This is a genomic window from Bacillus sp. 5B6 (assembly GCF_000259405.1).
GTDB lineage: Bacteria > Bacillota > Bacilli > Bacillales > Bacillaceae > Bacillus > Bacillus velezensis.
In genome coordinates this window covers 1,044,288-1,069,215 of the sequence record NZ_AJST01000001.1, presented here as the reverse complement: position 1 = coordinate 1,069,215, position 24,928 = coordinate 1,044,288, and the positions used below count along the sequence as shown (strand labels likewise).

General features: G+C 46.8%; 32 protein-coding genes. 6 read left to right on the top strand and 26 right to left on the bottom strand.

Annotated features, from left to right (window positions below):
- Positions 1-31: 31 nt before the first annotated feature.
- Positions 32-982, bottom strand: coding sequence for a ring-cleaving dioxygenase (locus MY7_RS05365; protein WP_007610844.1), 951 nt, complete (start codon positions 980-982; stop codon positions 32-34).
- Between the two features lie 322 nt (positions 983-1,304).
- Here MY7_RS05365 and MY7_RS05360 point away from each other — a divergent pair, with 322 nt between their 5' ends.
- The 6 genes from MY7_RS05360 to MY7_RS19875 all read left to right on the top strand — a co-directional run bounded on the left by MY7_RS05360 (position 1,305) and on the right by MY7_RS19875 (position 5,779).
- On the top strand, positions 1,305-2,621 hold the full coding sequence (locus tag MY7_RS05360) for an APC family permease (protein ID WP_007610842.1): 1,317 nt from the start codon (positions 1,305-1,307) through the stop codon (positions 2,619-2,621).
- A gap of 285 nt (positions 2,622-2,906) precedes the next feature.
- Positions 2,907-3,524, top strand: coding sequence for a DUF47 domain-containing protein (locus MY7_RS05355; RefSeq protein WP_003154804.1), 618 nt, complete (start codon positions 2,907-2,909; stop codon positions 3,522-3,524).
- Between the two features lie 12 nt (positions 3,525-3,536).
- Positions 3,537-4,535 (top strand): inorganic phosphate transporter, encoded by a 999-nt coding sequence (locus tag MY7_RS05350; protein ID WP_007610840.1) that lies wholly within the window; start codon positions 3,537-3,539, stop codon positions 4,533-4,535.
- A 104-nt stretch (positions 4,536-4,639) separates the two neighbouring features.
- Positions 4,640-5,386, top strand: a complete 747-nt coding sequence (locus tag MY7_RS05345; RefSeq protein ID WP_007407256.1) for a type II toxin-antitoxin system SpoIISA family toxin — start codon at positions 4,640-4,642, stop codon at positions 5,384-5,386.
- Positions 5,387-5,557: a type II toxin-antitoxin system SpoIISB family antitoxin gene (locus tag MY7_RS05340; RefSeq protein ID WP_003154807.1), complete on the top strand. Its 171-nt coding sequence runs from the start codon at positions 5,387-5,389 to the stop codon at positions 5,555-5,557.
- Positions 5,558-5,653: 96 nt separating this feature from the next.
- Positions 5,654-5,779 (top strand): hypothetical protein, encoded by a 126-nt coding sequence (locus tag MY7_RS19875; protein WP_003154809.1) that lies wholly within the window; start codon positions 5,654-5,656, stop codon positions 5,777-5,779.
- Between the two features lie 34 nt (positions 5,780-5,813).
- Here the strand turns inward: MY7_RS19875 and MY7_RS05335 are convergent, their stop codons facing one another.
- From MY7_RS05335 to MY7_RS05220, 25 genes are all read right to left on the bottom strand, one after another.
- Positions 5,814-6,692 (bottom strand): N-acetylmuramoyl-L-alanine amidase, encoded by an 879-nt coding sequence (locus MY7_RS05335; RefSeq protein WP_007610836.1) that lies wholly within the window; start codon positions 6,690-6,692, stop codon positions 5,814-5,816.
- 13 nt (positions 6,693-6,705) lie between these two features.
- Positions 6,706-6,969 (bottom strand): phage holin, encoded by a 264-nt coding sequence (locus MY7_RS05330; RefSeq protein WP_003154813.1) that lies wholly within the window; start codon positions 6,967-6,969, stop codon positions 6,706-6,708.
- A gap of 13 nt (positions 6,970-6,982) precedes the next feature.
- Complete coding sequence (locus MY7_RS05325) at positions 6,983-7,246, bottom strand: hemolysin XhlA family protein (RefSeq protein WP_003154815.1); 264 nt, start codon at positions 7,244-7,246, stop codon at positions 6,983-6,985.
- A gap of 51 nt (positions 7,247-7,297) precedes the next feature.
- Positions 7,298-8,059, bottom strand: a complete 762-nt coding sequence (locus MY7_RS05320) for a hypothetical protein (protein ID WP_029325867.1) — start codon at positions 8,057-8,059, stop codon at positions 7,298-7,300.
- Between the two features lie 56 nt (positions 8,060-8,115).
- Complete coding sequence (locus MY7_RS05315) at positions 8,116-8,313, bottom strand: XkdX family protein (RefSeq protein WP_007610833.1); 198 nt, start codon at positions 8,311-8,313, stop codon at positions 8,116-8,118.
- A 4-nt stretch (positions 8,314-8,317) separates the two neighbouring features.
- Entirely contained in the window at positions 8,318-8,689 is a 372-nt protein-coding gene (locus tag MY7_RS05310; RefSeq protein ID WP_007610831.1) for an XkdW family protein, read from the bottom strand.
- Between the two features lie 12 nt (positions 8,690-8,701).
- Positions 8,702-10,333, bottom strand: coding sequence for a hypothetical protein (locus MY7_RS05305; protein WP_007610826.1), 1,632 nt, complete (start codon positions 10,331-10,333; stop codon positions 8,702-8,704).
- A 2-nt stretch (positions 10,334-10,335) separates the two neighbouring features.
- On the bottom strand, positions 10,336-10,608 hold the full coding sequence (locus MY7_RS05300; protein WP_007610824.1) for a hypothetical protein: 273 nt from the start codon (positions 10,606-10,608) through the stop codon (positions 10,336-10,338).
- The gene (locus tag MY7_RS05295) at positions 10,605-11,183 is read right to left on the bottom strand and encodes a YmfQ family protein (RefSeq protein WP_007610822.1); all 579 of its coding nucleotides are present in this window, start codon (positions 11,181-11,183) and stop codon (positions 10,605-10,607) included. The genes MY7_RS05300 and MY7_RS05295 overlap by 4 nt, the downstream gene beginning before the upstream one ends.
- Positions 11,167-12,213, bottom strand: a complete 1,047-nt coding sequence (locus tag MY7_RS05290; RefSeq protein ID WP_007610819.1) for a baseplate J/gp47 family protein — start codon at positions 12,211-12,213, stop codon at positions 11,167-11,169. Before MY7_RS05290 ends, MY7_RS05295 begins: the two co-directional genes overlap by 17 nt.
- Positions 12,206-12,631, bottom strand: coding sequence for a DUF2634 domain-containing protein (locus tag MY7_RS05285; RefSeq protein WP_003154825.1), 426 nt, complete (start codon positions 12,629-12,631; stop codon positions 12,206-12,208). Before MY7_RS05285 ends, MY7_RS05290 begins: the two co-directional genes overlap by 8 nt.
- 103 nt (positions 12,632-12,734) lie before the next feature.
- Entirely contained in the window at positions 12,735-13,001 is a 267-nt protein-coding gene (locus MY7_RS05280; RefSeq protein WP_007610818.1) for a DUF2577 family protein, read from the bottom strand.
- Positions 13,001-13,978: an XkdQ/YqbQ family protein gene (locus MY7_RS05275; RefSeq protein ID WP_007610817.1), complete on the bottom strand. Its 978-nt coding sequence runs from the start codon at positions 13,976-13,978 to the stop codon at positions 13,001-13,003. Before MY7_RS05275 ends, MY7_RS05280 begins: the two co-directional genes overlap by 1 nt.
- 13 nt (positions 13,979-13,991) lie before the next feature.
- Entirely contained in the window at positions 13,992-14,651 is a 660-nt protein-coding gene (locus tag MY7_RS05270) for a LysM peptidoglycan-binding domain-containing protein (protein WP_007610816.1), read from the bottom strand.
- Positions 14,644-19,527: a transglycosylase SLT domain-containing protein gene (locus tag MY7_RS05265; protein ID WP_007610814.1), complete on the bottom strand. Its 4,884-nt coding sequence runs from the start codon at positions 19,525-19,527 to the stop codon at positions 14,644-14,646. Before MY7_RS05265 ends, MY7_RS05270 begins: the two co-directional genes overlap by 8 nt.
- Entirely contained in the window at positions 19,515-19,667 is a 153-nt protein-coding gene (locus MY7_RS19510; protein WP_015239684.1) for a hypothetical protein, read from the bottom strand. The genes MY7_RS05265 and MY7_RS19510 overlap by 13 nt, the downstream gene beginning before the upstream one ends.
- A 41-nt stretch (positions 19,668-19,708) precedes the next feature.
- Complete coding sequence (locus MY7_RS05260) at positions 19,709-20,155, bottom strand: phage tail assembly chaperone (protein WP_003154836.1); 447 nt, start codon at positions 20,153-20,155, stop codon at positions 19,709-19,711.
- 75 nt (positions 20,156-20,230) lie between these two features.
- The gene (locus MY7_RS05255) at positions 20,231-20,674 is read right to left on the bottom strand and encodes a phage tail tube protein (protein ID WP_003154837.1); all 444 of its coding nucleotides are present in this window, start codon (positions 20,672-20,674) and stop codon (positions 20,231-20,233) included.
- A gap of 1 nt (position 20,675) precedes the next feature.
- The gene (locus MY7_RS05250) at positions 20,676-22,073 is read right to left on the bottom strand and encodes a phage tail sheath family protein (protein WP_007610810.1); all 1,398 of its coding nucleotides are present in this window, start codon (positions 22,071-22,073) and stop codon (positions 20,676-20,678) included.
- Entirely contained in the window at positions 22,073-22,282 is a 210-nt protein-coding gene (locus MY7_RS05245) for a hypothetical protein (protein ID WP_007610809.1), read from the bottom strand. The genes MY7_RS05250 and MY7_RS05245 overlap by 1 nt, the downstream gene beginning before the upstream one ends.
- On the bottom strand, positions 22,279-22,725 hold the full coding sequence (locus tag MY7_RS05240; protein ID WP_007610808.1) for a hypothetical protein: 447 nt from the start codon (positions 22,723-22,725) through the stop codon (positions 22,279-22,281). The genes MY7_RS05245 and MY7_RS05240 overlap by 4 nt, the downstream gene beginning before the upstream one ends.
- Complete coding sequence (locus MY7_RS05235; RefSeq protein ID WP_007610807.1) at positions 22,722-23,225, bottom strand: HK97 gp10 family phage protein; 504 nt, start codon at positions 23,223-23,225, stop codon at positions 22,722-22,724. The genes MY7_RS05240 and MY7_RS05235 overlap by 4 nt, the downstream gene beginning before the upstream one ends.
- On the bottom strand, positions 23,222-23,578 hold the full coding sequence (locus MY7_RS05230; protein ID WP_007610806.1) for a DUF3599 family protein: 357 nt from the start codon (positions 23,576-23,578) through the stop codon (positions 23,222-23,224). The genes MY7_RS05235 and MY7_RS05230 overlap by 4 nt, the downstream gene beginning before the upstream one ends.
- On the bottom strand, positions 23,575-23,958 hold the full coding sequence (gene yqbG / locus MY7_RS05225; RefSeq protein ID WP_007610805.1) for a protein YqbG: 384 nt from the start codon (positions 23,956-23,958) through the stop codon (positions 23,575-23,577). The genes MY7_RS05230 and yqbG overlap by 4 nt, the downstream gene beginning before the upstream one ends.
- Positions 23,959-23,974: 16 nt before the next feature.
- Positions 23,975-24,910, bottom strand: coding sequence for a phage major capsid protein (locus MY7_RS05220; protein WP_007407274.1), 936 nt, complete (start codon positions 24,908-24,910; stop codon positions 23,975-23,977).
- Positions 24,911-24,928 lie beyond the last annotated feature (18 nt).

Genomic DNA, 24,928 nt, shown 5'->3' with positions numbered 1-24,928 from the left:
AAGCCGGGAGGCATCTGTCATGATTTCTGATTTACTGAATCGGTTTCAGCCGCGCTTCTATTTCAGAACGGCGGTGTTCGAGATAAGGCGGGAGCGCAACCGTTTTGCCTAGCTCTTCAGGTTTTTCATCAACCATAAATCCCGGACCGTCCGTTGACAATTCAAACAGAATTCCGTTCGGTTCCCGGAAGTACAGCGCTTTGAAATAATAACGCTCTACAATGCCTGAGTTGCTGAAACCTTCTTTCGTAATGATGCGGTGCCATAAAGCAAGCTCCTCTTCATTCTGAACGCGGAAGGCCACATGGTGCACGCTGCCTTTTCCAGGACGCTCGCGCGGAAGATCGTTTCTTTCAATGAGATGGACTTCTGTACGCGCGCCTCCGTTTCCGGATTCGAGCACCGTAACCGTGCCCCGGTCTTCATGCGTTTCTTTCCCGATTTCAGTGAAGCCCAGCACATCGGTTAACACACGCAGCGTCGGTTCTGCATACGGGACGGTCAATTCAACAGGACCAAGACCGCGGAAAGAATATTCTTCCGGTATGCCGCTTTGCTTCACCGCTTCACCGATGTCTTTTCCTTTTTCGTCAGCTGTCAGCACAAGCCGCTGTCCTTCATGATCCTGAAAAGCGAGTGTGTCCCTGCCCGCTATTTTCACGATCTCACTGTGAGAGACCTGGTGCTCTTCAAATCGTTTTTTCCAATATTGCAGCGCTTGTGCATCCGGGACACGCAGGCCGATTGAAGAAATACTGTTTGTCCCCGCATGAAACGGCGCAATCCGCGGAATCTCGAAAAACGTCAATTCAGATCCCGGATTGGCTGTTTCATCACCGTAAAACAAATGATACATCGTCGGTTCATCTTGGTTTACGGACTTTTTCACAAGCTTCAGTCCCAGGATGTTCCGATAGAAATCTAAATTTTTCTGCGCATCAGCCGTCAATGCTGATACATGGTGTATTCCATTAACTTTCATTATGTTATCCTCCAGTCAATTATCTCGATTTCGAGATATTTTATATATACAATTTATGTTATCCGGATCGTAAAGTCAACCCATCTGCTTCACAGACGGTCTGCAGACTGCCGTTTCCTAAATAACGAACCTTCAATATAAAAAAACCATTAATGTTCGCTTTTAAAACGGTATTTTTTCCTTCTCAAAAGCAGAAACCTTTATCTTTTAGGCAAAACGACAAAATCAGAAAATTTATTTTATTCGTGTTTCAGCAATTAGGGTTTACAATATGGAAAATAGTTTTTTCAGCATGACGATTTTACATCTGGAGGGAAAGGATATGCAGATTGAAGAAAACGGACTTAAAAAAGAGATCGGCCTTACCATCGCCCTCTCACTTGTTATCGGCACCATCATCGGTTCCGGCGTATTTATGAAACCAGGCGCCGTGCTTGCCTACTCCGGTGATGCGAAAACCGCGCTTATCGCGTGGCTGTTAGGAGGCATTTTGACGCTTGCCGGCGGCTTGACCGTTGCGGAAATCGGCACTCAGATCCCGAAAACGGGCGGACTTTATACATATCTCGAAGAAGTGTACGGCGAATTTTGGGGCTTTTTGTGCGGATGGGTTCAAATTATCATTTACGGCCCCGCCATTATCGGAGCAATCGGCTTGTATTTCGGCTCTTTGATGGCGCACTTGTTCAATTGGGATTCCGGCTGGTCTAAATTGATCGGGATTTCAGCCGTTTTGTTTTTAAGCATCATTAACATTATCGGAACGAAATATGGCGGCATCGTACAGGGAATTACGACTGTCGGCAAATTGATTCCGATTATCTGCATGATCGTGTTCGGCCTTTGGAAAGGCGATCAGCATATTTTTACAGCCGTTACAAGCAGCATGTCGGACATGAATTTCGGCGCTGCCATACTGGCCACCTTGTTTGCTTATGACGGCTGGATTCTGCTTGCGGCGCTCGGCGGCGAAATGAAAAATCCGGAAAAGCTGCTCCCGAGAGCGATGACGGGCGGACTCTTGGTCGTCACCGCCATTTATCTTTTCATTAACTTTGCGCTGCTGCACATTCTTCCTGCGACCGATATCGTCAAACTCGGTGAAAATGCGACCGGCACCGCTGCCGGAATGCTGTTTGGCGACATCGGAGGAAAATTGATCAGCGTCGGAATCATCGTCAGCATCTTCGGCTGTTTAAACGGAAAGATTCTCGCTTTTCCGCGTGTCTCGTTTGCGATGGCGGAACGGAAACAGCTGCCGTTTGCCGGACAGATTTCGCGGGTGCATCCGACGTTCCGCACCCCGTGGATTGCCGTGTCATTTCAGATCGCGCTGGCCATTATTTTTATGATCGCCAGCAATCCCGATAAGCTGTCTGAAATCTCTATTTTCATGATTTATATTTTTTACGTCATGGCCTTTTTCGCCGTGTTTATCCTCAGAAAAAAAAGCGGCGGAAAACCGCGCGCCTACAGCGTGCCTTTGTATCCGATCATTCCTGTTTTGGCCATCGCGGGTTCACTGTTTGTGCTGATCAGCACGATCATTACAGATACACTGAGCTGCGCGCTGTCCCTTTTGATCGGCCTCGCCGGGCTGCCGCTTTATTTTTGGCTGAAAAACGGCAGAAAAAACTGATAAAAACGGTTCCTTTTACGGGAGCCGTTTTTTTTCTGGCAAAATCACGTGCAAAAGTTGACAGCAAATTCACATCTTTTGTTATACTTTTTAAGCAAGATGTCTGAATTCGAAGTATGTTACGTTTTTTTGGCGAAGTGGGTAACATAAGAAAAACAGGATGAGACACGTTTTTACGAAAAAATCAAGAGGCGTTTTTTTCGACTTTATCTGTTTTTTTTCGACAAAAGGCTATATAATAATTTGATGTGTGCATTGTCTCATTCAAACAATGGAGGGTTTTTAATGATAAAAAGAAAAAAAGATAAGTTCTCACTCCTTTTAACAGAAATCGCAAAAAATATAGACGAAACCGCAGAATACTTTGTCAACTTTAAAGTGACGAACCAGACGACTTTAAAGGAATTTGCCGATACGTTAAAAGAGTTTGAAACAAAAGGAGATAATCATGTTCATGTCATGATTAAAGAGCTGAACAAAGCTTTTATCACTCCCATTGAACGTGAAGACATCCTTGAGCTGACAAACAGCCTCGATGACGTGCTTGACGGAATCGAACATTTTTCAGCAATGATGGAGATTTTCTCGATCACTTCTTCCGATGAGCATATCGATAAGTTCAGTGGATACATCAGAGAGTGCGCGAAGGAAATTTTAATCACGATTGAGCTGCTTGCAGAAAACCGATTGAAGGACATTCACCCTCACGCCATTAAAATTAAGGAATACGAGCACAGCTGTGATAACCTGCACCGTAAATCATTAAAAAATCTGTTCGGCACAGAAACCGATCCGATTAAAGTGATTCAGTACCGCGAGATTTACGAAACGCTTGAGGAAATTGCCGACTCTTGTCAAAGCGTTGCCAATAACCTTGAAACCATTATTATGAAAAACGCGTAACGAGGGGTTATAATGGATACTCTATTACTTTTAACGATATTAATTGTCATATGCGCTTTGGTATTTGATTTCATTAACGGATTTCACGATACCGCAAACGCAATCGCCACCTCAGTTTCGACAAAAGCGCTGAAGCCGCGGCACGCAATCGTCATGGCCGCCATCATGAACTTTCTCGGAGCAATGACATTTACCGGTGTGGCGAAAACCATTACAAAGGACATTGTGAATCCTTATACATTAGACAATGGGTCAGTTGTCATTCTTGCGGCTCTACTCGCCGCAATCGCCTGGAACTTGGTCACATGGTATTTCGGCATTCCGAGCAGTTCTTCACATGCGATTATCGGAGCGATCGCCGGAGCGGCCATTGCAGCGTCAGGTTTTGCGACGCTTAATTATAAAGGGTTCATTAAAATTATCGAAGCACTTATCTTATCGCCGATCATCGCCTTTGTTCTCGGCTTTATCGTATATTCGATCGTGAAGCTGATTTTTAAAGACAGCAATCTGGCGAAAACAAATAAACGCTTCCGCAGAGTGCAGATTTTGACGGCTGCCATTCAGTCCTATACACACGGAACGAACGACGCGCAAAAAGCGATGGGTATCATTACGATGGCGCTTATGACGGCCAATTTACATAAAAGTGATGCCATTCCTTTTTGGGTGCAGCTCTCTTGTGCCCTGGCAATGGGTCTCGGCACATCCATCGGCGGCTGGAAAATCATTAAAACCGTCGGCGGAAAAATTATGAAAATCCGTCCGGTAAACGGCGTATCTGCCGACTTAACCGGCGCAGCCATTATTTTCGGGGCTACGTTTATTCATCTCCCTGTCAGCACGACGCACGTCATTTCGTCTTCCATTCTCGGTGTGGGCGCTTCCCACCGCGTAAAAGGCGTGAACTGGGGAACGGCTAAACGGATGCTCATTACATGGGTCATCACCCTGCCGATTGCAGGTACACTCGGCGCCATCGCCTTTTTCATCCTAGATCTCTTTTTCTGATGACATCCGCTTCTTTACAGAAGCGGTTTTTTTTGTGACAGGAAAATGATGTCATGACATAGAATGAACATAGCAGACCATTTTTCAAATTGCGAGGGATGCTCATGCTTTTGTTTTTTCAGATCATGGTGTGGACGATGGCGGCCGCACTCATTTTATATGTGTACGCATCCTGGCGGTATGAGGCAAAGGTAAAAGAAAAAATGTTTGCCATCCGTAAAACGTGGTATTTACTATTTGTACTGGGCTCCATGGTCTATTGGACATATGATCCTGAATCGCTCTTTGCCGCATGGAGACAATATTTGATTGTTGCCGTCTGCTTTGCCCTTATTGATGCGTTTATCTTTTTGAGCGCGTATATCAAAAAGCTCGCCGGCAATGAATTAGAGACGGATACGCGGGAAATTTTAGAAGAAAATAACGAAATGCTTCACTCCTATCTTGAAAAACTGAAAACCTATCAATATCTGTTGAAAAATGAACCGATCCATGTATATTATGGAAGTACAGAAGCTTATGCGGAAGGCATCAGCAGACTGCTGGCCGCTTATGCCGAAAAAATGAATGTCACGGCTTCCTTGTGCGACTATTCCGCACAATCGGATAAGGACCGCTTGACGGAGCATATGCCTGATGCGGCAGACGTTCAGTCCCGTCTTAACCGTAAAGACGTCTACTATGATCAAAAAGGCAGGCTTGTGCTTATTCCGTTTACAGTCCAGAACCGCCATTACGTGATCAAACTCACGTCGGAAAACCTGTTGACGGAATTCGATTATTTGCTTTTCACATCGCTAACGAGCATTTATGATTTAATGCTGCCAATAGAAGAGGAAGGTGACGGTTAAATGGAGCAGGCATTTCAAAACGGGCAGCCGGAACAAAGAGCGAAACCGTTCAAAATGTTTAAAAAACGTTCAATGACAAGTATCGCAAGTTACCAGGTCAGCCCTCATACCGCCAGAATTTTCAAAGAAAACGAGCGGCTGATTGACAAGTATAAACAAAAAAAAGCTTGATTACACTAAGGACAGGAGACACGGCTCTTGTCCTTATTCCTTTTTTCCTTATCTTTCATATAATAAAACCAACAAAGAGATGCGACAGGTGATGATGTGAAGAAAATTGTCAGGCGCGTAAAGTTTGTGGATTACGGACGCTTCGGGCTTTCCGCTTATTCGCTGAGGATGCGGGCGAGGAATCTCGGGCTATTGAACCGGTTAAAAAAGAAAAAAGGCTGAATCCCGCAATGTGAACGGGACTCAGCCTTTTTTGTTAAAGCTGCATCAGAATTTTCGCTTTTACAGCGGGACCGTAGACGCCGTCAGACGGCAGTCCGTTTACAGATTGGAAGCGGGCCACGGCATCTGCGGTTTTCGGACCGTAGATACCGTCAATTCCGTTATTGACAGCTCCTTTTTCAGGATAGAAATAAAGCGCGGCGAGCGCGTTTTGCAGCTGGTATACCTTTTCACCGGACGTGTACGGCTCTGTCAGCTGAATCACCTCGTCCGGGAGAGAATACAGTGCTTCAACCGGCGGGCTGACGATCAGTACTTGTCCGACTTTAATCAGGTTCGGGTCAGCGATGTTATTCCATTTCTGCAGATCGGCCACGCTGACGCCGAATTTCCGCGCGATCGCCGACAGCGTATCTCCTTTTTGGACGGTATACGTCTGTCTTTCCTCAGAACCGATTCCCGCTTTAAACTCATCCCATGTATCCAACAGTCTTCTTGGACAAAGCTTTCCTGACCAATGCTTGTGCGCAACGACATTTGCAAGCGGGATGCCGTGCGACGTCATTAATGTGCGGATGAGCCATTGGGCGTTTGCCACGGCCTGTGAAAAGTTGCCGTCTGCGTTTTCACAAATTTCAATACCGATGGATTTACGGTTGCCGTCCCCGTTTCCGTCACCGGCATGCCAGCCGTTTTCATTCAGCGGAAGATGCTGATAAATTTCCGTATCATCGACTGTGAAATGCCAGCTTGTCGGTGTATCGGGATTTTTCACATAGCTTGCGTGACTTTTGGCGTTAGCTCCGACTGCAGTATTGGCTGTATTGTGCACCGTAATGTAAATCGGTGTCATTGCATAGCCTGGGCGGTTATTGTTTCCTGCCGGGATAAAATCCTGTGTGATTTTTACCATATTCTCATCTCTCCTATTTCGATAAATTGTTTATTTTTAATAAAGCCTGCTGTTTTTTCCCTTTTGCTGTAACGTAATTGTTTTTAAACCAGGCGGCGGCAGTCGTTATGATTGTAAAAACGGCCGACCCGGCGGCATACAGCGTATCTGCAAGCTGGCTGACCTGGTCCTCCTGAATATTCAGCGGCGATTTGCCGAACATCAGCAAAGTTTGATTCAATAAAGCAAGCAAAAGAAGCACCGTCCTGACGACCGTGCCTTTGTCCGCGAATTTCATATCGGTTTCCCCCTTACTTTTGCAGCAGATTGTACATGATGGCGATGGCTCCGCCAATGACGCCCGTGCAGATTGCTGTCACGATCGCTCCTGTAATGGTCCGCTTAATCCATGTTGTGTTTTCGTCAATTTTGTTCAGTTTTTCATTCAGCGTCATGATTTGCTGATCCTGCCGGTCTGATACCCGCTCTAATGCGGCCACCCGCTGTTCAAGCACCTTTTGTTCACCTTTGATGCCTGCGAATTCTTTTTGCACCGCTTGTTCATCCAGAAGCACTTCCGCTCCCCCCTCTTACATTGTTCTCACCTCCCTTCGGAAGTTTCATTCTTAAGAAAATGCCGTGCCTTTGACAGAAAGGCTCCCGCCGGAAATGCTCTGGATTTCCATAACGATTTCCTTAAAGCCGGCAATATCAAATGACCACACTTCGTCTGTGCCTGACGTACCGGCGGCTGATGTCCCGTCATCAGACCTGATTCCTCTGATCGGCACGTTTTTTCCCGAGATGGATCTCCCCCAAAACGCGACATGGCCCGACTCAGCCGTGCCGGTGATTTCGACGAGAAGTTTTTTCCAAGCGCCCGCCGAGAAGATGCTTCCCTCGCCCGCCTCTGCTGCATTTTCATGAAAAATCACGTCTGTATATGAAAACGCCATATCGCCGCCCGTCCCGACAGATTGGTATAAAACAAATTCGGACTGCTTTTGATTTCCATTTTCAAAACGGAACCGGTAATATCGTTTTGTCAGGCAGACCCACCCCGAAGTGGTCAGCACTCCGCCTTTTACTGCGAGAGAATGTGAAGCCGTCCACGAATTATTGTCCTCACTCTCTTCGATAAAAAGAGTTCCGCTGCGGTCCGAATAAGCCCACCCCTGTGCTCTGTCTATTAAGACGGCTCCTAAACGGTCTTGTCCGAATTGGCTGTAAACTTCAATCGCTTCTAGCGGCGTATTGGTAAGAAGCTCTGCCATTCCGGACAAATCAGCAACCGGTGTGACATAATCGTTTTTGTTACCGCGATAAGCTTTTACTGCGCCGGGTCTGCCAAGTTGATCGGCGGGAAATTCAAATGAATGCTTTTTCATCGGCCGTCCTCCTTTTCTCATTTATTAAAAATGACAAATAAAAAAAGCCGTTTGGCTTATGACACAGCATTTTTATAATTTTCGTATGTTTCACCCGTTATTTCTTGAAATTCCTCAGGCGTGATATACTTCGCGGCCACACCTTCCGCCAGATCTTCGGCAGAGCAGTCATCATAGCCCATAGCTTGTTTTACCATTTCTATTGAGGCCCACTTATAAAACAAAGCGTAAACCCAAAAGTTAAGTCTCTTCATTTTTTCATTCTCCTTTTACGTTTAATAATTCTAATTTTAAAGACGCTAATTGCCTGCCGAGTGACTGTTGCGCCTGTTCGGCTGCTTTTCTGGCCAATTTCTCATTCGCCAGCTGTCCCCCGAGGCCTGCAAGCTGGTTTGAATCGGGCGCCGTATCTTTTTTTAAGCTGTCTTTATATGCTTCGTCAGCCGTTTCCACCCATTCTTGTTTCTCTTCATCAAAAAATGGGTGCCACATGCCTTCGCCGTTTATTTCCGGCGGAAAGTCCGCAGCGTTAGCCGGCATCAAATAATCTCCTGTCTCAGAATCCGGATAAAGCTCAATCGGAGTGCCTGTATAAATGTTGTCATTGTCATACGGAAATATTAATTTCATATTCTCGCTCCTTTACGTGAGTGCCAAAACAAGGTCAATATAATAGCCGTTCACATTATTTTCTATATTGGCCATAATTCCCGTCAGCTTCATATCTCCATTAGAATAAATAATAAATTTGCTGTAACCGGTGGTGCCGCTGGCTGCAACCATCGTTACAACGCCTTTGGCCGGCGCACAAGAGGATGGCACACTCCCGAATACCACTTCTCTGTCCGTAAGAACGTGTCCGTTCAGGTGAAGGGTGTTTCCCACTTTGCGGTATTGAAGCGGCCTGTCTCCTGATTTAGCGCCATTTTTATAAGGAACATTTATCCAAGGTACATTCTCAGTATCAAGTTCAGTAACGAGGCGCCGCCAGCCTTGCCAGCCCAAGTTCAAATCCAAATAGTTCGTGAACATATTATTTTTATAATCAACGGCAATGACATACCCAAACGTTCCCTTTCCCTCACTGTCAAGAGAGGTAAAATGAAACATGCCGCGGGTCGAAGCGTTGCTCGGACTGTTTGCCGCTTTGCCGGTTGAATAAAAGGTGCCGAACGCCCTGCCGTTTGTAACGATTTTTTCAAGAAAGTTATCATCATCACCAATTGTAAGAAGATAGCCGCCGTTATCGTTTGTTATTTTCGAAAGCTGTGCGCCGTTCCACATATTTTTATCCGCCTGTGTGACATGGATGTCTTTTTTATTGGCGTGAGCGTCTACTAGTTTTTGTACAGCTTCTGTGTTATCCAGCTCAACCCAATCACTCCAAACATTATTTGCCAAAGACTTGCGGAATGTTCTGTTGTCATTTGTCATGGCAAGAACATGACCATATGATTTTCCGACGCTGCAGGTCCAAAACCCGCGTCCGCCTGCAGGAGGGGTATTCGCCGCAGTTTTTTCATATGAGAAATAGGTCAATGAAGGATAATTTAACAATTCAGCATGAAGATCAGTTGTGACATTAAATAACGGCTGGCCGTCATCATTCGAAATTTTTTTTAACTGCGCATTGTTCCATTTATCCTTATCAGATTTTGTTACGTGAATATCTGTTTTATTAGCATGTGCATCGACCTTTGACTGCGATCCTTCCACTGACTCTAACTCACGCCATGACGTCCAAGAATCCGAGCCTGAGACTTTATTACGCATAAACTTTCGGCGGCCTGACGACGTTGAGTCGCTGCTGCTATAGGACGTATATTCCTGATAAGCATACGTTCCGTAATTGTGAACAAACAAATACCCGTTATTATTCACTGGCGCGTTTAATGCAGTCGTGACACTGCTCATATAATATAAACCTGTATCCGTTACCGTATTAAAGTCAGCACCGCTTCGATACTTTGCCAACCCATTATCTTCCGTTAATTTAAACAGCTGTCCTGCATTCCATGTATCCTTCTCAGCTTTCGTCACATGCCGGTCCAGATCTTGATTGTGCTGGTCAAAATCTTTTTTTGCTGCCTGCTGGACATTGTCCACGTTTCCGAGGCCGATTTGCGCCTTTGTCGTTTTGTGCGGGTTGTTCATGTCGTTTTTATGGGCCGCCAGATCCGTGTGGGCGTCTTTTATGCCTTTTTCCCAGCGGTTGACGTCATCTTCGTTAATCGGATCGTCCGGAAGCCAGTCTGTTTTTTCTTCGTAAGCCATCGTTACACCACCTCAAAGGTAAATCTTAAATCAAGCGTTCTGTTATTGCTGAGATCTAAATTTGTTTTTCGTTCTGTGATGACGCTTCCTGCTTCGTCAAGCATCTGCACGGTTTCAATGTGTTTGACGTCTTCTTCCCTGCGTGTGAGAACGGTGACTGCGGCATCTTTTACGGAAATATCCGCAATCGGAGTTTCTTTGCCGTTTAACAGCACTTTTGTGATCCTGTTTTTCAGATCGGCTGCGGCACGATGTCTGTAAGCGGCTGATATCATGGTAAGACCACCTCGTTATTGTTGAGTGTGACGGAATAACCGACCTTCAGTTCACTGACTTTTCGGTATCTCCGATTGTTGAGAATGACCCGGTCTTTGATTTCCAGTGTTTCGTTTAATGCGGCTCTCAGTGTATAAGCCAAATGAGCGGGTTTGATTTTTTCAAGCGTTTCAATCAGCTCGTTCATGTGCTGCAGGTCATCAAGCCCGATATCGGCATAAAAACGATACTGCCCCGGAAACATCCGAACGTAAGCTGACGGATGTTTTAAAAAACGGTTTAGCGCCTGCTCGATCGCTTGATGTGTGATGGGCGGAATATTCGACATCTTCGAAATCAGCCTGAGCCGTCTCATATCCTCCGTGTCACCTGATTCCCGCGGTATTTTTAATATTTTTTCCCAGCGGTCAAGCCCCCATGTCGCCGTCGTGATAAAGAGCTGATCCGTCAAATCGAAAATATCGTTATTCTGCCGCTCAAACTCAGGAGCTTCCGCCTCAAGCAGTTGTGCCATCTCTTTTAATCGGATTAAAAACGGCGGGAGGTACGCCGTCATCTCATCGAGTCTGCTCAAGGATTGTCACCTCTTTGAGTTTAGGAATTTCCACGTCACTGAGCACGAGGTTTTCCGCCGCACCGTTCATTTTGATATCGGCGTAGTCACTGACGGATGCCGAGTTATAAACGATGTTGTTAATTTGTGATAAACGGACGGTGTTTTCTTCAAAGGCCATTTTCTTAAATAAATTCAGGACGCCTTTTTCAATCTCCGCTTTTACGTCATCGATCGAGCTGTTCAGCTCAGGCAGCACGGAAGCGGAGATTTCGATTTCCTTCCATACGGCGCTTTCCACCGTTACTGCCGCTCCGATCGGCGCCTGTCCTTCTCCCTGCCCTTCGTCCGGATCAATATAATCCTTTACTTTTTTGATCAGAATATCTGATGCCGGTTCCAAATTCGCATTTGTGATGACAACCTTCACCGTTCCGGCTCCGTTCCAAAGCGGAAAGATTTTCGCCCTGCCGACGCCGTCAACCTCTTCGGCCCATTGTTTATAGTGCTGTTTATTTGCGCTGACTGCTTCCCGGCGGACACGGGTAAAATAGCGCGCCCTTAAGCTGTTGTCATCTTCTTCCTCACGGCCGGGAATTAATATATCGCGCATGACTGCTTTCTCAAGCCCGGGTATTGTATCAAGCGGCAGCATGTTCTGCCCTGAAATGCCGGCATTGCCCGCTTCACCGGCTGTTTCACATTCAAGCGTTCCATCCCCCGTATATTGAAAATACAGGTTATCAACGAAGAAACGGGAGCCTGGCGGAATGGTGATGCCCGCTGTGAATTCTCCGGCTCTGACCGCTTTTGTGGCAGGTGTTCGTTCAATTCCCGCTTCAGCAGCACGCCTGTCCAGAAATTCTCCCTGAGCCGTATCGGAAAACACGAGCTCCAGCACGGTATCCAGCCAAATATAAGACTTTGCGAGCTCAGCGGCCGCAGGCGCGAGCGCATTGTAAATGACGCTGCCTTCTCTCGTATCAATATCCGCCGTAACGCGCGCCAGCATTCTGTCCATAATGTCGTCAAACGTCTGAGCTTCAAACATCCTCACCCAGCACCTCCTCTATCTCAAGCATGCCCTCATCAGTTTCAACGGTAAAAGAGACGATGAAGGCATCATCTTTTTTCTCAATCTCAAAATTGGTAACGGCCAAAATACGGTCATCATACAGCAAGGCTTCTTCTATCAGTCTTGGGATCTCCATTTTTTTATAAGCATCCGTCGTGTTCTGATCTGAAAGCACTTCCTGCAGTTCGTTTCCGATATCATGGCTGAAAACCGAATATGAATACCGTTCTGTGTGAAGAGCGATATAGACGAATTGCCTGATTGCGTCCAGTCCGTTTATCAGTTCATTGGTAATCCGGTTGTTTTCAAAATCAATTCGGTAGGTTTGTGAAGTCTCAACGGCCTCACTCGCATCCTCCAAATCTTCAAATTCGATTTCCGGTGTCAGGGCCATTGCACCCGCTCCTTTTAGATTTGTTCATGTAAAAAAGCCCTCTTCGGCAGATGAAGCGGCTTTAATAGGCTGATATTCTCGTACATCTCCGTCCGGATGCCGGTTAAATTTTGTCCAGTACAAAGAAAGACTGTCCTCCTGTTAAAGCGGCGGTCATCACCCGATCTCCCGCCTGGAGCTGATCATCTTCTCCGGATCTCAGCCGCTTCGGCACAATGAGTGCATCAGACGGAATCAAAAGTTTGTCGTGATCTTTCAATTTCAGCTCGAGCGGCGAAACGGAGGTCACTTCGGCCGGCATCAGCTCCACCGGCGCTTCGGCGTCAACCGCTCCGACGGCTAAATGTTTAATGGCATCACTTAATCTCATCAGGATGTCCCCTCCGGAAGTGAATTTTTCTCCGTGACGTCAATCGTCATGGTATGTTTTGTTCCTTGGAATTCATGGCGGTCCGTATCTACATAATAGGTTTTCTTCAGCCCGATTTCCGGAATTGAAATATAGACCGGCAATCCGCTTTCCAACCCAGGAATACCGATCGCCTGTATATTTTTCAGCTCTTTCTTAACGCCTTTTTTCTCAGCCTGCTTCACTTTTGCGCGCTGCTTCAGCTGAGCTTCGTTAATGTCGTCAGAAACCGTTTCGGTATACTGCAAAACGCCGAATGTTTTCATGCCCGCGCTGTCTGAGGCGGAAGCCTTTATCGTTTTATCGTCTTTTTGCAGCCGCATGACGACACGGGTTGCGGTGTCATCAATTGAGGTGCTGTATTGATACCCTGTAATATTAACTCCTGTTTCCAGCACCCATATGTCAGACGGCTCCGGCCATTCACGCAAGCCGAGCCTGCCTTTTTCTGAATAGAGCTGATAATTGCGCCCCGTCTGGCTTTTTGTCTGCTTTAACGCTTTTAGCATCATATCGTAAAGACTTGTATCATTTTTAAAAACGAGTGATTTAATGGTATGGCCTGTGTTGGCAATGGATGTGACGGGAATTTGAAAATCGCTGGCGATCCTTTTTAATATTTGATCGGCGCGCTTGTTGGAAAACACGTAAACGTCCTGGTTTTTCACAAGGTATTGAAGCATATCGTATGCGGTGAAGGCGACGGTATGCTCATCGGGCGTTCTTGCAAAGACAATGCCGCGGAACAGTTCTTTTCCGTTCCATTTGAACAAAACCGTATCCCCTTCTGATACGCCGTAATACGTCTGGCTGCCCTGCTTTACGACAATCGTCGCTTCGATGGAGCGGGGCGCCTGATATCTGTGTCCTTCCAGCGTTACGCTTTCTGTGACAAGCTCGAGCCACTCCGTTTCTTTTATGACAAATAGTTCAATCATCTTTTCACCCGTTTCATTGCGGTATCTTCAGCTTCTGCCCCGGGAAGATCCAATGCCCCGGCTGCCGGATATTCCGTTTGCTTCGCTTAATCATGGCGGTTTTATTCGCGTTCCAGATTTTCCGCCACTCCGTGTGTTTTCCGTAAAACTTGCCGGCGATGTCCCAAAGCGTATCCCCTTTTTTGACGGTATATGTTTTGGGTGAAGCTTTGGACGGGCGCTTCGCTTTCGTTTTTTTCTTTTGTTTGATTTTTCTCGGCGAAGCGGTTTTATATTCTTTCAGTACGATATCAAAATTCCGGTCGCCGATTTCATTGTCACCTTCGCTGTAATTAAAGCTTTCAATGCTGCATGTGACATTGATTTTTGTCCCTGTAATCAAAAACTGAACGGGTTTTTTCGCTTTCATCCATGCTTCAATGGCTGAAATGGCTTTTTCCGGCGAAGGGATGCTTTGATATTCGGCAATCGGGCTGTACCGTTTCGGAAAAAAAGAAGAGAACGAAATTTCTTTCGCTCCCGGTTCTTCGATAAACGTCACCTCTCCAAGTCCGGTGACTTTCACGGAATCATTCTGCACGCTGTTTGCGATATCAATCGCTTCAGGAAGAACGGGAAGCCGGAGCTTGTCCTTCCCCTGAGACAGCCAAAATTCGTAAACAGATTTAGTCAAAAGCAACGGCCCCCTTTGCTCCGGTATAAATGTCTTTTTGCAGTTCATCAATCAGCGCCTGTTTGATTTTGGCGGCGAGGCTGTCGGCGTCCTGTCCGTTATGGAAATGCTGATCGCCGCTGAATTCGATTTTAATTTCTTTTGTTCCCGTTTTTTGAACGGTTTGTCCGCCGCCTTTAACGGCTGCGGAAACCGTGCCGGCTGAAAGCGCCGCCGGTTCCGTCTGGGACGGATCGGACACTTCCATGCCGAGCGCTTGAGCCGCTTTTTGCAGCAGATAACGGCCCCGGATGCCCCGCTCTTCAGGGATAATCCACTCCCGTTTGTTCCCTTCGCCGACACGGGCGATCTGCTCCTTGGTAATCAGACCCCCATTGGCATAACCGACGTAAGGGCCTCCATGAGCCATACTTTTAATCCCGGGGACATTGCTGATCGAGCCGTATCGGCTTTTAATATAGCCGATAGCGGCAGCGGCGTTGTGAATTGGGTTTCTGATATCATTCATGCCCGGCGCTTTGTGATCTTCAAAGGTGCTTGGAATCGTCTGCATAAGCCCCTGTGACGGGTGTCCGGCTTTGGCGTTGCTGTCCCATAGATTAATGGAATTAGGGTTGCCGCCTGACTCATGCTGTGCGATCGTCATTAATCCCGGAAGCCAGCTGATCGGCGTATTGGTTGCTTTCATTGCGGCCAAAAGCCACTCTTTGACGCTTCCTCCCGCTGCACCCATGCCGGAAAAGGCTGCTGCAAGCGAGCCTGCCTGTTTTTCGGCGTATTTTTTCACGTCAACTGAGCTGAGCCCTTTGACGACGCCGACTGAAGCAAAGCGTCCGAGACTCATCATGACACGGGAAGGAGAGTGAATATCAAGCTCTTCCCTGAATGCGTCCTCGACTTTTTTGGCCATATCTTTGGCCGCCTGTTTGACTTCGCTTCCTTTTGCAGTCATCCCTGATACGAAGTGTCCGATCAGGCCTGACCCCCAGCCGTTCGCGGAATCTCTTGATTGCACAAACGGTTTATTGATATGTGTGCTTACGTATTGCGACGTTCCCGTATCTTTTGCATTCTGTCCGGCCGAATATCCTTTCACCGTTGCGGCGCCCCATGATGACGATTGGTTAACCGCCGATTGATAAGGTGTTTTCACCTTTGTTTTTAAAAATGAATCGGTGCCCGTCGGCGAAGTATTCTGACCTTTGGCATAGCCCGCAACGACTTGCTTTCCGTAACCGGATGAAGACGAAATGAGGGTATTGAACGGCGCTCCGATGTTTTTTTCCTTCCAGCCGTCCATATCCACCGCTTTTTTGCTGATTCCGCTGTCAAAGCCTTCAGTAAACTGTTTGCCGAGTGATGAAGCCGTCCCAGCAAATCCGGAAGAATCCACAGACGCTGCGGCCGACACAGATGCAGAAGAAGAAACACCGCCCGTTCCCGCCGGAACAGCAGAAGACTGAGCCGAAGCCGCGCCCATATCATCGACAACACGCATGCCGAGCTTAGACGCAGCTTGTGAAAGCAGCATCTTTCCGCGTCCGCGATTGTTGTCGACGGGGATGACAAATTCTTTTCCGGCTTCACCGATCCAGGAAATGGTCGGCTTTGTAATGTAGCCGCCTGTGGCGTTTTTGTCCGGTTTTTTCTTTTTATCTCCGCCGCCTCCTGTGACAAAGTTCATTATGCCTGAAATCATTTTGCCGCCGGTTTTATCCCAAATCTTTTTCACCCAGTCGAATGCTGCAGAAAAAGCATCTGATATGGCTGTTCCCACTTTTACAAGAGGTTCTTTTATATGTTTCTCAAACCAGCCGCTTAACCCTTTCCATATACCCTTTACCGTATCTAAAGCAGTCTGGAAAGCATCTGATATTCCTTTACCGACATTTTTCACCATGTCTTTCACCGGATTCCAGACAGTATCCATGAACCAGCTGGAAACCGTACTGAAAACGGATTTAATTTTATCCCAAGCTCCTGTGATTTTACTCCAAATGGACGTCGCCACTCCGACGACAGCCGATTTTACGGGCCCCCACACCGTGCTCATAAACCAGCCGGATACTGTGCTGAAGACACCTTGAATCGTCGTCCACGCATTCACGATATTTGACCAGATACTGGTTGCCACTCCGACGACAGCCGATGAAACCGGCGTCCATACATTTTCCATGAACCAGGATGACACCGTGCTGAAAATCCCTTGAATCGTCGTCCACGCATTCACGATATTTGACCAGATGCTTGTCGCCACTCCGACGACAGCTGATGAAACCGGCGTCCATACATTTTCCATGAACCAGGATGAAACGCTTCCCCAAGTATCTTGTATTGTTGTCCAAGCACTTTGCGCCGCTTTGGAAATATCATTCCACATGTCTTTCAAAGCTCCTGAATCAAAGGCCTCTCCCAAGCTGGAACCGCCTAAACTGCCGGCGATGCCGCCAACCGCGCCGCCGATTAATGTGCCCACTCCGGGAACAACGCTGCCGATTGCCGCTCCGGCCGCGGCTCCGGCAAGACCGCCGCCTGCTGAGCCGACCTTCTCTCCTGCATTATCTTTATTGATGCCGGCTAAATCTGTAAGTGATAACAATTCACCTATGCCGGGAATTCCTTTAGCGGCACCTTTTAACCCTTTCATACCGCCTTTTAGCGCCTTTGAATCTCCTAAGCCTTTCAAAAGCGCGCCGATGCCTTTACCTGCCCCTTTTGTTTTCGGCGTATTTACGGATGCCTGTTTGCTTCCCTTTGCGGATGAACCTCGTTTTGAAGATTTATTCCGCCCTTCGACTTTACTGCTTTTGCCCCTCGTCACTCCGGTACAGCAACAGCAGCCCCCCAAAGCCCCGCCGGTTTTTTTGGCTGACTTTCCTGAAGATTTTGGCGCTATTACCGTGCGCTGCGGACCCTTTGTCAGATCAGGACGCTTCGGGCTGTTGGTGCCGCCGGCAGAAAGGCCGCCCTTACTCTTTTCTTTTTTCGTGCCGCCTCCTAATAATCCGCCGATATTGAGTTTGCCTAATTTTTCAGCGATTCCTGAAAATATTTTTTCTATTAATTCCCCGGCTTTTTCGATGATTTTGTCCGGGCTGAATTTCTCAAATTTCTTTGCAATCTTGCTGACAATTTTATCAACAAATGCCTCGGCTTTTTCGATGATCGCATCAGGACTGAATTTGCCGAACTTTTTATCAATGCCTCCGAACAGTGAGGATGTAAACTGCTCCACTTTTTCCAAGATCTTATCCGGATTGAGAAAATCGAATTTCTCAGAAATTCGGTCAATCGTGTCATTTACAAATTGTTCGGCGCGGTCGATTAGCTTATCAGGACTGAATTTACCGACAACGTCGTCGACTTTCTTCATAAACGAATCAGTAAAATGATCCAGCTCTTTCAATATGTTCTCCGGACTGAATTTGCTGACAACGTCATCTATCTTTTTCATAATTGAATCAGCGAATTTATCCAGTTCTTTCAATATGGCTTCCGGACTGAATTTACTCACGACCCCGTCTACCTTTTTCATAAACGAATCAGCGAATTTATCTAGCTCTGATAATATCGTCTCAGGGCTGAACTTGCTCGCGATTTCGTCTACTTTTCCCATGAATGAGGTCGTGAACTTGTCCAGTTCGGCTAATATCGTCTCAGGGCTGAATTTGCTTGCGATTTCATCCACTTTTCCCATGAATGAGGTCGTGAACTTATCCAGTTCAGCTAATATCGTTGCAGGGCTGAACTTGCTTGCGATTTCGTCTACTTTCCCCATGAATGAGGTCGTGAACTTGTCCAGTTCGGCTAATATCGTTGCAGGACTGAATTTGCTTGCGATCTCGTCCACTTTTCCTATGAATGAGGTCGTGAACTTATCCAATTCTGCCAATATCGTTGCCGGGCTGAATTTGCTTGCGATTTCATCCACTTTTCCCATGAATGAGGTCGTGAACTTGTCCAGCTCTGCTAAAATCGTCTCAGGGCTGAATTTGCTCGCGATTTCATCCACTTTTCCCATGAAAGAGGTCGTGAACTTGTCCAGCTCTGCTAAAATCGTCTCCGGGCTGAATTTGCTTGCGATTTCGTCCGCTTTCTTCATAAAGCTTGCAGCGAATTTATCCAGTTCCGCTATGATTGTTTCCGGATAAAATTTGGATGCGATGTCATTGACTTTTTTCATGAAGGTGTCTGCAATGGAGTCAAGCATTGAAAAATCGTTTTTCGGCGAAGCAGGAGCAGCAGATGCAGAAGCTTTTCCGACGTCCGGCATATTCTTTTGCATTACAGCCAGCTGTGCTGTCACCTTTTCGTTTAACGATAATTGAATGACATTGTTTTTTCCCGTCAGCGAATCAATGCCCGCTGAAATTCGGCCGACTGTTGTCATGACGTGATCTATGACGCGTATAGTGACAGAGTACCCGTTCTTTAACGCAGATTGCATGTAGCGTTTGATGCGTTCCATGGCAGGGGTCACTTCGTCTGACGCATACAGTGAAACGGTAAATCCTTTAAAACCGGCAGCCAGATCCCGCAATCTCTCAAATGCCGCTGTCGCGCTGTCTTTTGCTCCTATTTTAATGGTTAAAGACGCAGGCAGACCCGCTAATTGGGTTTGCACCTTTTGAATGACGGCACTGGCTCCGTCTTCAGCTGAAATAGAGATCATTTGTGCGCCCAGCTTTCTTTTCATAGAGCGCTGGATGCGGTCAATTGTTCTTAAAACAGATTTACTCTCTTTGCGTATATCAATTTCACTTTGGCGTTTTGTCATTTTCCTGTATTTCTCAAGCGCTCTGAAGCCATTTTGGATTTTCCTTATTTTCTTTGAAACCCGATCTTCCAATTCAAAACGGGCGGTCAGCTTTGCCATGATGTCGCTCCCCCTTTCTTCGCTTGTTTTTCAAGAATGTCCAGCTTGTAACCGATTAAACCGTACAACAGCGCCTTAAAATGTCTCGGTGCTTCATATAACTCTTTCAGTTCTGATGGAGAATAATGAAGCTCATGCATCGCGTAATAGAGATACACGGCTTCCTTATTCCCATCTTTTATCAGTTTTTTGCTTCTTGCTCCAGATCTTCTAATTCATCTTCAAAACCATTGATCTCAATCGCTTTATTCAGCCAATTTGCATACTCACCGCCGACTGAAAGCACGCGTTTTGCCACCTCGACCGGATCTGCCGTTTTGTAAGCGTCGCGGAGCTCCTTAGACCGGAAATCAGGGTAAATCGTAGATTCAACCGCGATCCGTGCATAGAAGCGCTGGCTGTCTAAGTCTTTTACGCGGCCTCTGCCCTTCACATTTTTATATGTCGTGCTTTCCTTCTCCAGTTCATCAATGCGCTCAGTCGTAATGGCTTTAAAAATAAAAGGCACGATGTTTCCTTTTTTATCGACAAAACGCTTTGAAAGCGGAACCCGAATCTCCTCAGCCTCTACTGTTTTACCCGGCATAAAGAATGATAGATCATATACTTGTTCGTTTTTTTCGCTCATGATGAAAACTCCCTTACTCTTTTTTTTATAAAAAACAGGCCTGTAAAAGGCCTGTTTCACTCATACCGATCTTAATTAAAACGTTTCAGAAAGCTTTTCCGGCACATCGAAATCTTCAAAGGTAAACGGCACTTCTTCTTCGAGTGCTTCTGAGTCTACGTCCAGGCCGGCGATTTTTGCAGAATCAAAGTTGACGTCATACAGAGTGACGCGTTCTGTTCCGCGGCCCGATGATTTGTCATCAAGAACGGCTTGCAGCGTAAAATACGGGTCGCTGCCTTTTTTGACGTAATCCATCATAAGGACGGCGAATTTGGATGTGACCTTATAGAATGTTGCCGTGCCCGTTCCGTTGGCGCCTGTTGTTTTATGTCCCGTCATGCGGCGGCCCATGATGTTTACTTCTGATTTGTTTTTTTCCACGTTTGCTTCAAAGGTTTTAATATGCGCCATCTCTTCTCCGTCGAGAAATAAACGGCCTTCTTTTCCTGAAATCGTGTTTTGCGCTTTTAATGCCATCTTAGTTTACCTCCACGTTAAAGTAGAATTTTTCTGCCGCATCCACAGGCTGTACGGCGAGATCGATTAAAAAGCCGTCGCGGTCTTCATTCAGCCCGATTGTAATGTCTTTGTCTGAATCAAAGTTGGCGATGCCGCCCGCATCCTGAAGCGTAGTCAAATATTGAATGATCATCGTTTTGACGAATTGAAGGCCGTCATTTGTCGCAGGAAGATCGCTGCCCGTGCCTTTTTTCGATTTAATTAAAGCTTTCAGTTCACGTGTCAAATCGTTATTCACCGCATCAAGCACACGGACGATTTTGTTTTTCGCGAACTTTTTGTTTTTCTCTGCCGTAAATGTCACCAATGAGTTGATATCTTTTTCAACGCTGACTGACTTATCACGGGCATCATAAGAGAAAAGGAATTCACCTTTAGAAAGACGTTCGATCACTTCATCATGAGTCAGGCGGTGCAGCACATCGACGGCGCCTTCGTATTCAACGAATGTTAAGGATTGATTAAATGCGGCGCTGGCACTTGCGCCTGCCACCCAGGCGGTCGCATCTTCAGCTTTAATCTCGGTTCCGTCTTCCAGCAGCACACCTTCAGTAACATTGATAATGCCTTCATAATCTCCGCTGTAATGGGCGGTCACCCCTTGCACTTTCTGTCCCTGCGCATCGCGAAGGCGTTTAATGAATGCGGCAAATGTCGCTTTCAGCTGATCGTTTTCCGCGACAGGAAGAGCGATGACATCGAAATTCTCCGTTTCAGCCGCAGCTAAAAAATCCGTATAGTCTGAGTTGACCGGTGCTTTATCAGTTCCGCCCGCAAGACGGATGCCTGCCTGCGGGTTTAACGTTTCCCCGGATTCTTCTTCAGTGCCTGTCAGCGGGATGGAAGCCGACAGTTCGCCCGTTCCCGTGAATGTGACATAGCCGTTTGCTTTTAATTCTTCGGCTTTTTTCACCGTTTGTTTGTCAACTTCCGCTTCATCCATGTAAGTGGTCACATCGAAAGCGGTCTGATCAAGGACGTTTTCACTGATGCGGATGATGATGTCATTTCCTTTTGAACCGCCGTACAAAGCGGTTGCTTTAACACCTTGCGAAAGATCGGCGCTCGCTCTGATTCCCTCTGTCAGACGGTACATCAAAACGGTTTTTGCTTTCTTTTTCGCCTCACGAAGCAGAATCAGTGACGGATCTTCAATACTGAGCCCCACTTTTTTATTCAAATCTTCAATGCTTGAAATGGAAACGAATGTTTTCGCTTCCCCCCAGCCGGATGCGACGGGAAGGGCGACAATCCCGCGTTCACCGATCGATACCCGCTCCTGGGCGGTTGTTTTAAAGTTAAAATAGATCCCGGCACGTTCTTTTTCTTTTCCTTGCGTAAATGTTCCGCCGTTCATTATTGCATGACCTCCTTGGTTAAAAATGCTTCAATGTAAGACTTTGCTTGCGCTTTTGTCATTTGTTTTTGCTTCACGCCGAATAAAGCCCCCTGGAGAATCTCAGGTTTTACGCCGAAAAGCTCCTTCGCGTGCTTTGTTAAATCCGCCGTGTCATAAAGAACCGCTCGTTCCGCCGCTGCGGCGTTTTTCTTTTTATGTTGTTTCACTTTTCTATCACCCCGCTGTTAATGTCCACATCCCGCAGTGCGGGAGATGTTTGTTTCTGATAGTAGTAGCGGCTCGTCCAGCGGATTGTGATCACTGCCTCGCCTTTGTCTCCGACTCTTGTTTCGATACGGCTGATGCGGACGAAATCACCGGTATCCTCCCCTGATTCCGTAAGCAGCGGAATCAGCTGTCTTGATTCTCTCACCGCATCGGCGATCCGGTCGGCTGCATAGAGCGCCTGCACCGAGTCGGCATGGAACAGCTTCACATTCAGACTGTATGTCTTCTTAAAGGTGGAGACTGTGTCATTCTCGTCAAAAACATACGGGGGCGGAATGTATAGTGACGGCACCTGAAATTGTTCAGGCAGTTCATTTTCATATACGGGCACGCCGCACTGCTGATACAAAAAAGCGGCGATTGAACCAGTTTCGCGATTCATCCGATATCTCCCCCCAACGTGTTAAGCCACTGATCGAAACGCTTGTCCAGCGATTCGGCGAAGAGTGTTTCATACAAAAGAAGGGCTTTGTCCCAAAACCCATTCCCGCTGATCCACTGTTTTTTGAGCGCCATTCCCGTTGAAGCTGACGGATCATAGATGAACCGGGAGCCTTGAAAATACCCGGGCACCCATCTGACATTTTCATCTGAGATGGTCCAATGTCCGTCATTTATGAATGAGGCATACTCTACATTGGTGCCGATTTCAAGGGTCAGTCCCCCGTTTTCAATGATCCATACATGATCCTGCGCTCCTTTTCGGAAGGAAGACAGCAGGCCTTCTGTATCAATCCCTCCCGAATGAATAAGCTCCTCCCGTACCAAGTCGAGAAAATCCTCTCCTGACTGTTCCAGCCATTCGCCTGCCTGACGGGCAAATTCTCCGGATGATGCCTTTTGCAGCGACCGATTCCATTGTTCAAGGTTTTTTATGCTCATAGTCTGTCATCTCTCACAGCGATAACCTCCCAATGGTGCTGTCTTGCTTTCTTCGGCATTTCCAGAATATACGCCTGTCCTTCCCAAATGATTTTGTCATTGACACGCACAACGGCCTCTTTCGGAAAATGAACGAGAAACCTCTGATATACCTTATGATCAGGCTCAAGCTGAATAAGCTGCTGCTGTTTTTCAACAAACAGACACGGCACGTCTTCAGCATCCGGAACTTCCGGATAAGAAAAGACAGGCTGGAGCTTTTCGGCGGGAATCCCGAAGCGTCCGGCCTTCGGAACTGACACCGTCTCATGATAAATATCGCATCTGTCAGTGAGCAGCCGTTCGTAGCTCATAACGGTCTCACCTTTGCATGTGCAGAAACCGGGGAATAACCCGGCGCGATATATTCACAGAGCAGATGGTGCACCGCCGGTTTTCTGATTCCGCCTTCATCTGCCACCGTATAGGAATAGTCACCTATCTTTTCAGATTGATAGGCGGAAGCGGCTGCTTCATTCTGGTTGATCAGCGCAAAATATTGAGAAAGCTTTAATAACGCAAGCTTAATCTTTTCGGGAAGCGGTGAGTAAATAGGGTCAGTGAACGAATGCCCCGCTATTCTGGCCGCTTCCGCCTCCGCCTCCAGAATGTCCTGTATAAGAAGCGGCTCCGGCCTGTTTTTGACTTGATCATAAACTGAATATGAAACAACGTCAGACGGCTGAATTAACATGACTGCCACCCCCGTCTTATTCTTTAACGTTTACGATTTTGGCGCTTGCATCTTCTTCTTCAAATTTGCTGTCAAGTTTAGCCGTCAGTACGATAATAAATTTGCGGCTGCGAATATCTTTATCTACTTCGATTCGGATATTTCGTGAAAAACCGAGAATGATATTTTTCGGGTGAGTCAAAATGATGTCAGACGCATCGTACTGGGAATCACCTTCTCCGACTGAGTACGGCTGCAGATTGGACACTCCTTTGACCGGAACGCCGAATGCTGAAGACAAACCGCCCTGCACCGCAAGATCCCCCAGGTTGGTCTGACGGTCAGCCACACGGTCTTTCCATTCAATCTCCATGCCTTGAGATGTGTAAAATCTGAATTCCTGAGGCAGGCGCAAATATTTTGCCGGAATGGCTTTTAAGCCTTTTTTAAATGTGGCTCTGGACAGCTCTTCCCCGTTTCCGTCAATGACGTGAGATACAGTCTGCTTACGGATTCCGTCAAGCTGTGCCAAGTACGGATCAGAAGAAGATGTATCGCCGTTTACGACAAGCTCCTCAATATCGACTGCCGCCCGCTCCGCCAAAATCTGCATGATCGTCTGCTGCAGGCCGTCTTTTTCAATATTGTTTTCAAGCGTGTCATAGGTGATATTAATTTCCGCAATGACTTCTTTCGTATTCAGCTGCACCGTACTTGTTGCCGGGACGGTCAGCTGATCGTCAGTTAAGGCTTTTCCTTCCTCAGCGGCACGCAGAATACGCTGGCCGAAACCGATTTTTTCAAATTTCTGCGAGTCATTTTCCATTTGAATCACACGCGATTCGCTGAAAATGGTCGGCGTGTTCTGCACCATGCGGATAAATGCTGAAGCTTGTGCGGGGTTCATTAAACCGCCGCTTTTTAAAGCGGAAAGTGACATTTCCGCCTTTCTGATGATATCTTGATTTCTCACTCTACAGTTCCTCCTTCT

Excerpts from the sequence above, each read along its gene's own strand:
- MY7_RS05365 (WP_007610844.1), bottom strand. The coding sequence starts at position 982 with ATGAAAGTTAATGGAATACACCATGTATCAGCATTGACGGCTGATGCG.
- MY7_RS05360 (WP_007610842.1), top strand. The coding sequence starts at position 1,305 with ATGCAGATTGAAGAAAACGGACTTAAAAAAGAGATCGGCCTTACCATC.
- MY7_RS05355 (WP_003154804.1), top strand. The coding sequence starts at position 2,907 with ATGATAAAAAGAAAAAAAGATAAGTTCTCACTCCTTTTAACAGAAATC.
- MY7_RS05350 (WP_007610840.1), top strand. The coding sequence starts at position 3,537 with ATGGATACTCTATTACTTTTAACGATATTAATTGTCATATGCGCTTTG.
- MY7_RS05345 (WP_007407256.1), top strand. The coding sequence starts at position 4,640 with ATGCTTTTGTTTTTTCAGATCATGGTGTGGACGATGGCGGCCGCACTC.
- MY7_RS05340 (WP_003154807.1), top strand. The coding sequence starts at position 5,387 with ATGGAGCAGGCATTTCAAAACGGGCAGCCGGAACAAAGAGCGAAACCG.
- MY7_RS05335 (WP_007610836.1), bottom strand. The coding sequence starts at position 6,692 with ATGGTAAAAATCACACAGGATTTTATCCCGGCAGGAAACAATAACCGC.
- MY7_RS05330 (WP_003154813.1), bottom strand. The coding sequence starts at position 6,969 with ATGAAATTCGCGGACAAAGGCACGGTCGTCAGGACGGTGCTTCTTTTG.
- MY7_RS05320 (WP_029325867.1), bottom strand. The coding sequence starts at position 8,059 with ATGAAAAAGCATTCATTTGAATTTCCCGCCGATCAACTTGGCAGACCC.
- MY7_RS05315 (WP_007610833.1), bottom strand. The coding sequence starts at position 8,313 with ATGAAGAGACTTAACTTTTGGGTTTACGCTTTGTTTTATAAGTGGGCC.
- MY7_RS05310 (WP_007610831.1), bottom strand. The coding sequence starts at position 8,689 with ATGAAATTAATATTTCCGTATGACAATGACAACATTTATACAGGCACT.
- MY7_RS05305 (WP_007610826.1), bottom strand. The coding sequence starts at position 10,333 with ATGGCTTACGAAGAAAAAACAGACTGGCTTCCGGACGATCCGATTAAC.
- MY7_RS05300 (WP_007610824.1), bottom strand. The coding sequence starts at position 10,608 with ATGATATCAGCCGCTTACAGACATCGTGCCGCAGCCGATCTGAAAAAC.
- MY7_RS05290 (WP_007610819.1), bottom strand. The coding sequence starts at position 12,213 with ATGTTTGAAGCTCAGACGTTTGACGACATTATGGACAGAATGCTGGCG.
- MY7_RS05285 (WP_003154825.1), bottom strand. The coding sequence starts at position 12,631 with ATGGCCCTGACACCGGAAATCGAATTTGAAGATTTGGAGGATGCGAGT.
- MY7_RS05280 (WP_007610818.1), bottom strand. The coding sequence starts at position 13,001 with ATGAGATTAAGTGATGCCATTAAACATTTAGCCGTCGGAGCGGTTGAC.
- MY7_RS05275 (WP_007610817.1), bottom strand. The coding sequence starts at position 13,978 with ATGATTGAACTATTTGTCATAAAAGAAACGGAGTGGCTCGAGCTTGTC.
- MY7_RS05265 (WP_007610814.1), bottom strand. The coding sequence starts at position 19,527 with ATGGCAAAGCTGACCGCCCGTTTTGAATTGGAAGATCGGGTTTCAAAG.
- MY7_RS19510 (WP_015239684.1), bottom strand. The coding sequence starts at position 19,667 with ATGCATGAGCTTCATTATTCTCCATCAGAACTGAAAGAGTTATATGAA.
- MY7_RS05260 (WP_003154836.1), bottom strand. The coding sequence starts at position 20,155 with ATGAGCGAAAAAAACGAACAAGTATATGATCTATCATTCTTTATGCCG.
- MY7_RS05255 (WP_003154837.1), bottom strand. The coding sequence starts at position 20,674 with ATGGCATTAAAAGCGCAAAACACGATTTCAGGAAAAGAAGGCCGTTTA.
- MY7_RS05250 (WP_007610810.1), bottom strand. The coding sequence starts at position 22,073 with ATGAACGGCGGAACATTTACGCAAGGAAAAGAAAAAGAACGTGCCGGG.
- MY7_RS05240 (WP_007610808.1), bottom strand. The coding sequence starts at position 22,725 with ATGAATCGCGAAACTGGTTCAATCGCCGCTTTTTTGTATCAGCAGTGC.
- MY7_RS05235 (WP_007610807.1), bottom strand. The coding sequence starts at position 23,225 with ATGAGCATAAAAAACCTTGAACAATGGAATCGGTCGCTGCAAAAGGCA.
- MY7_RS05230 (WP_007610806.1), bottom strand. The coding sequence starts at position 23,578 with ATGAGCTACGAACGGCTGCTCACTGACAGATGCGATATTTATCATGAG.
- yqbG (WP_007610805.1), bottom strand. The coding sequence starts at position 23,958 with ATGTTAATTCAGCCGTCTGACGTTGTTTCATATTCAGTTTATGATCAA.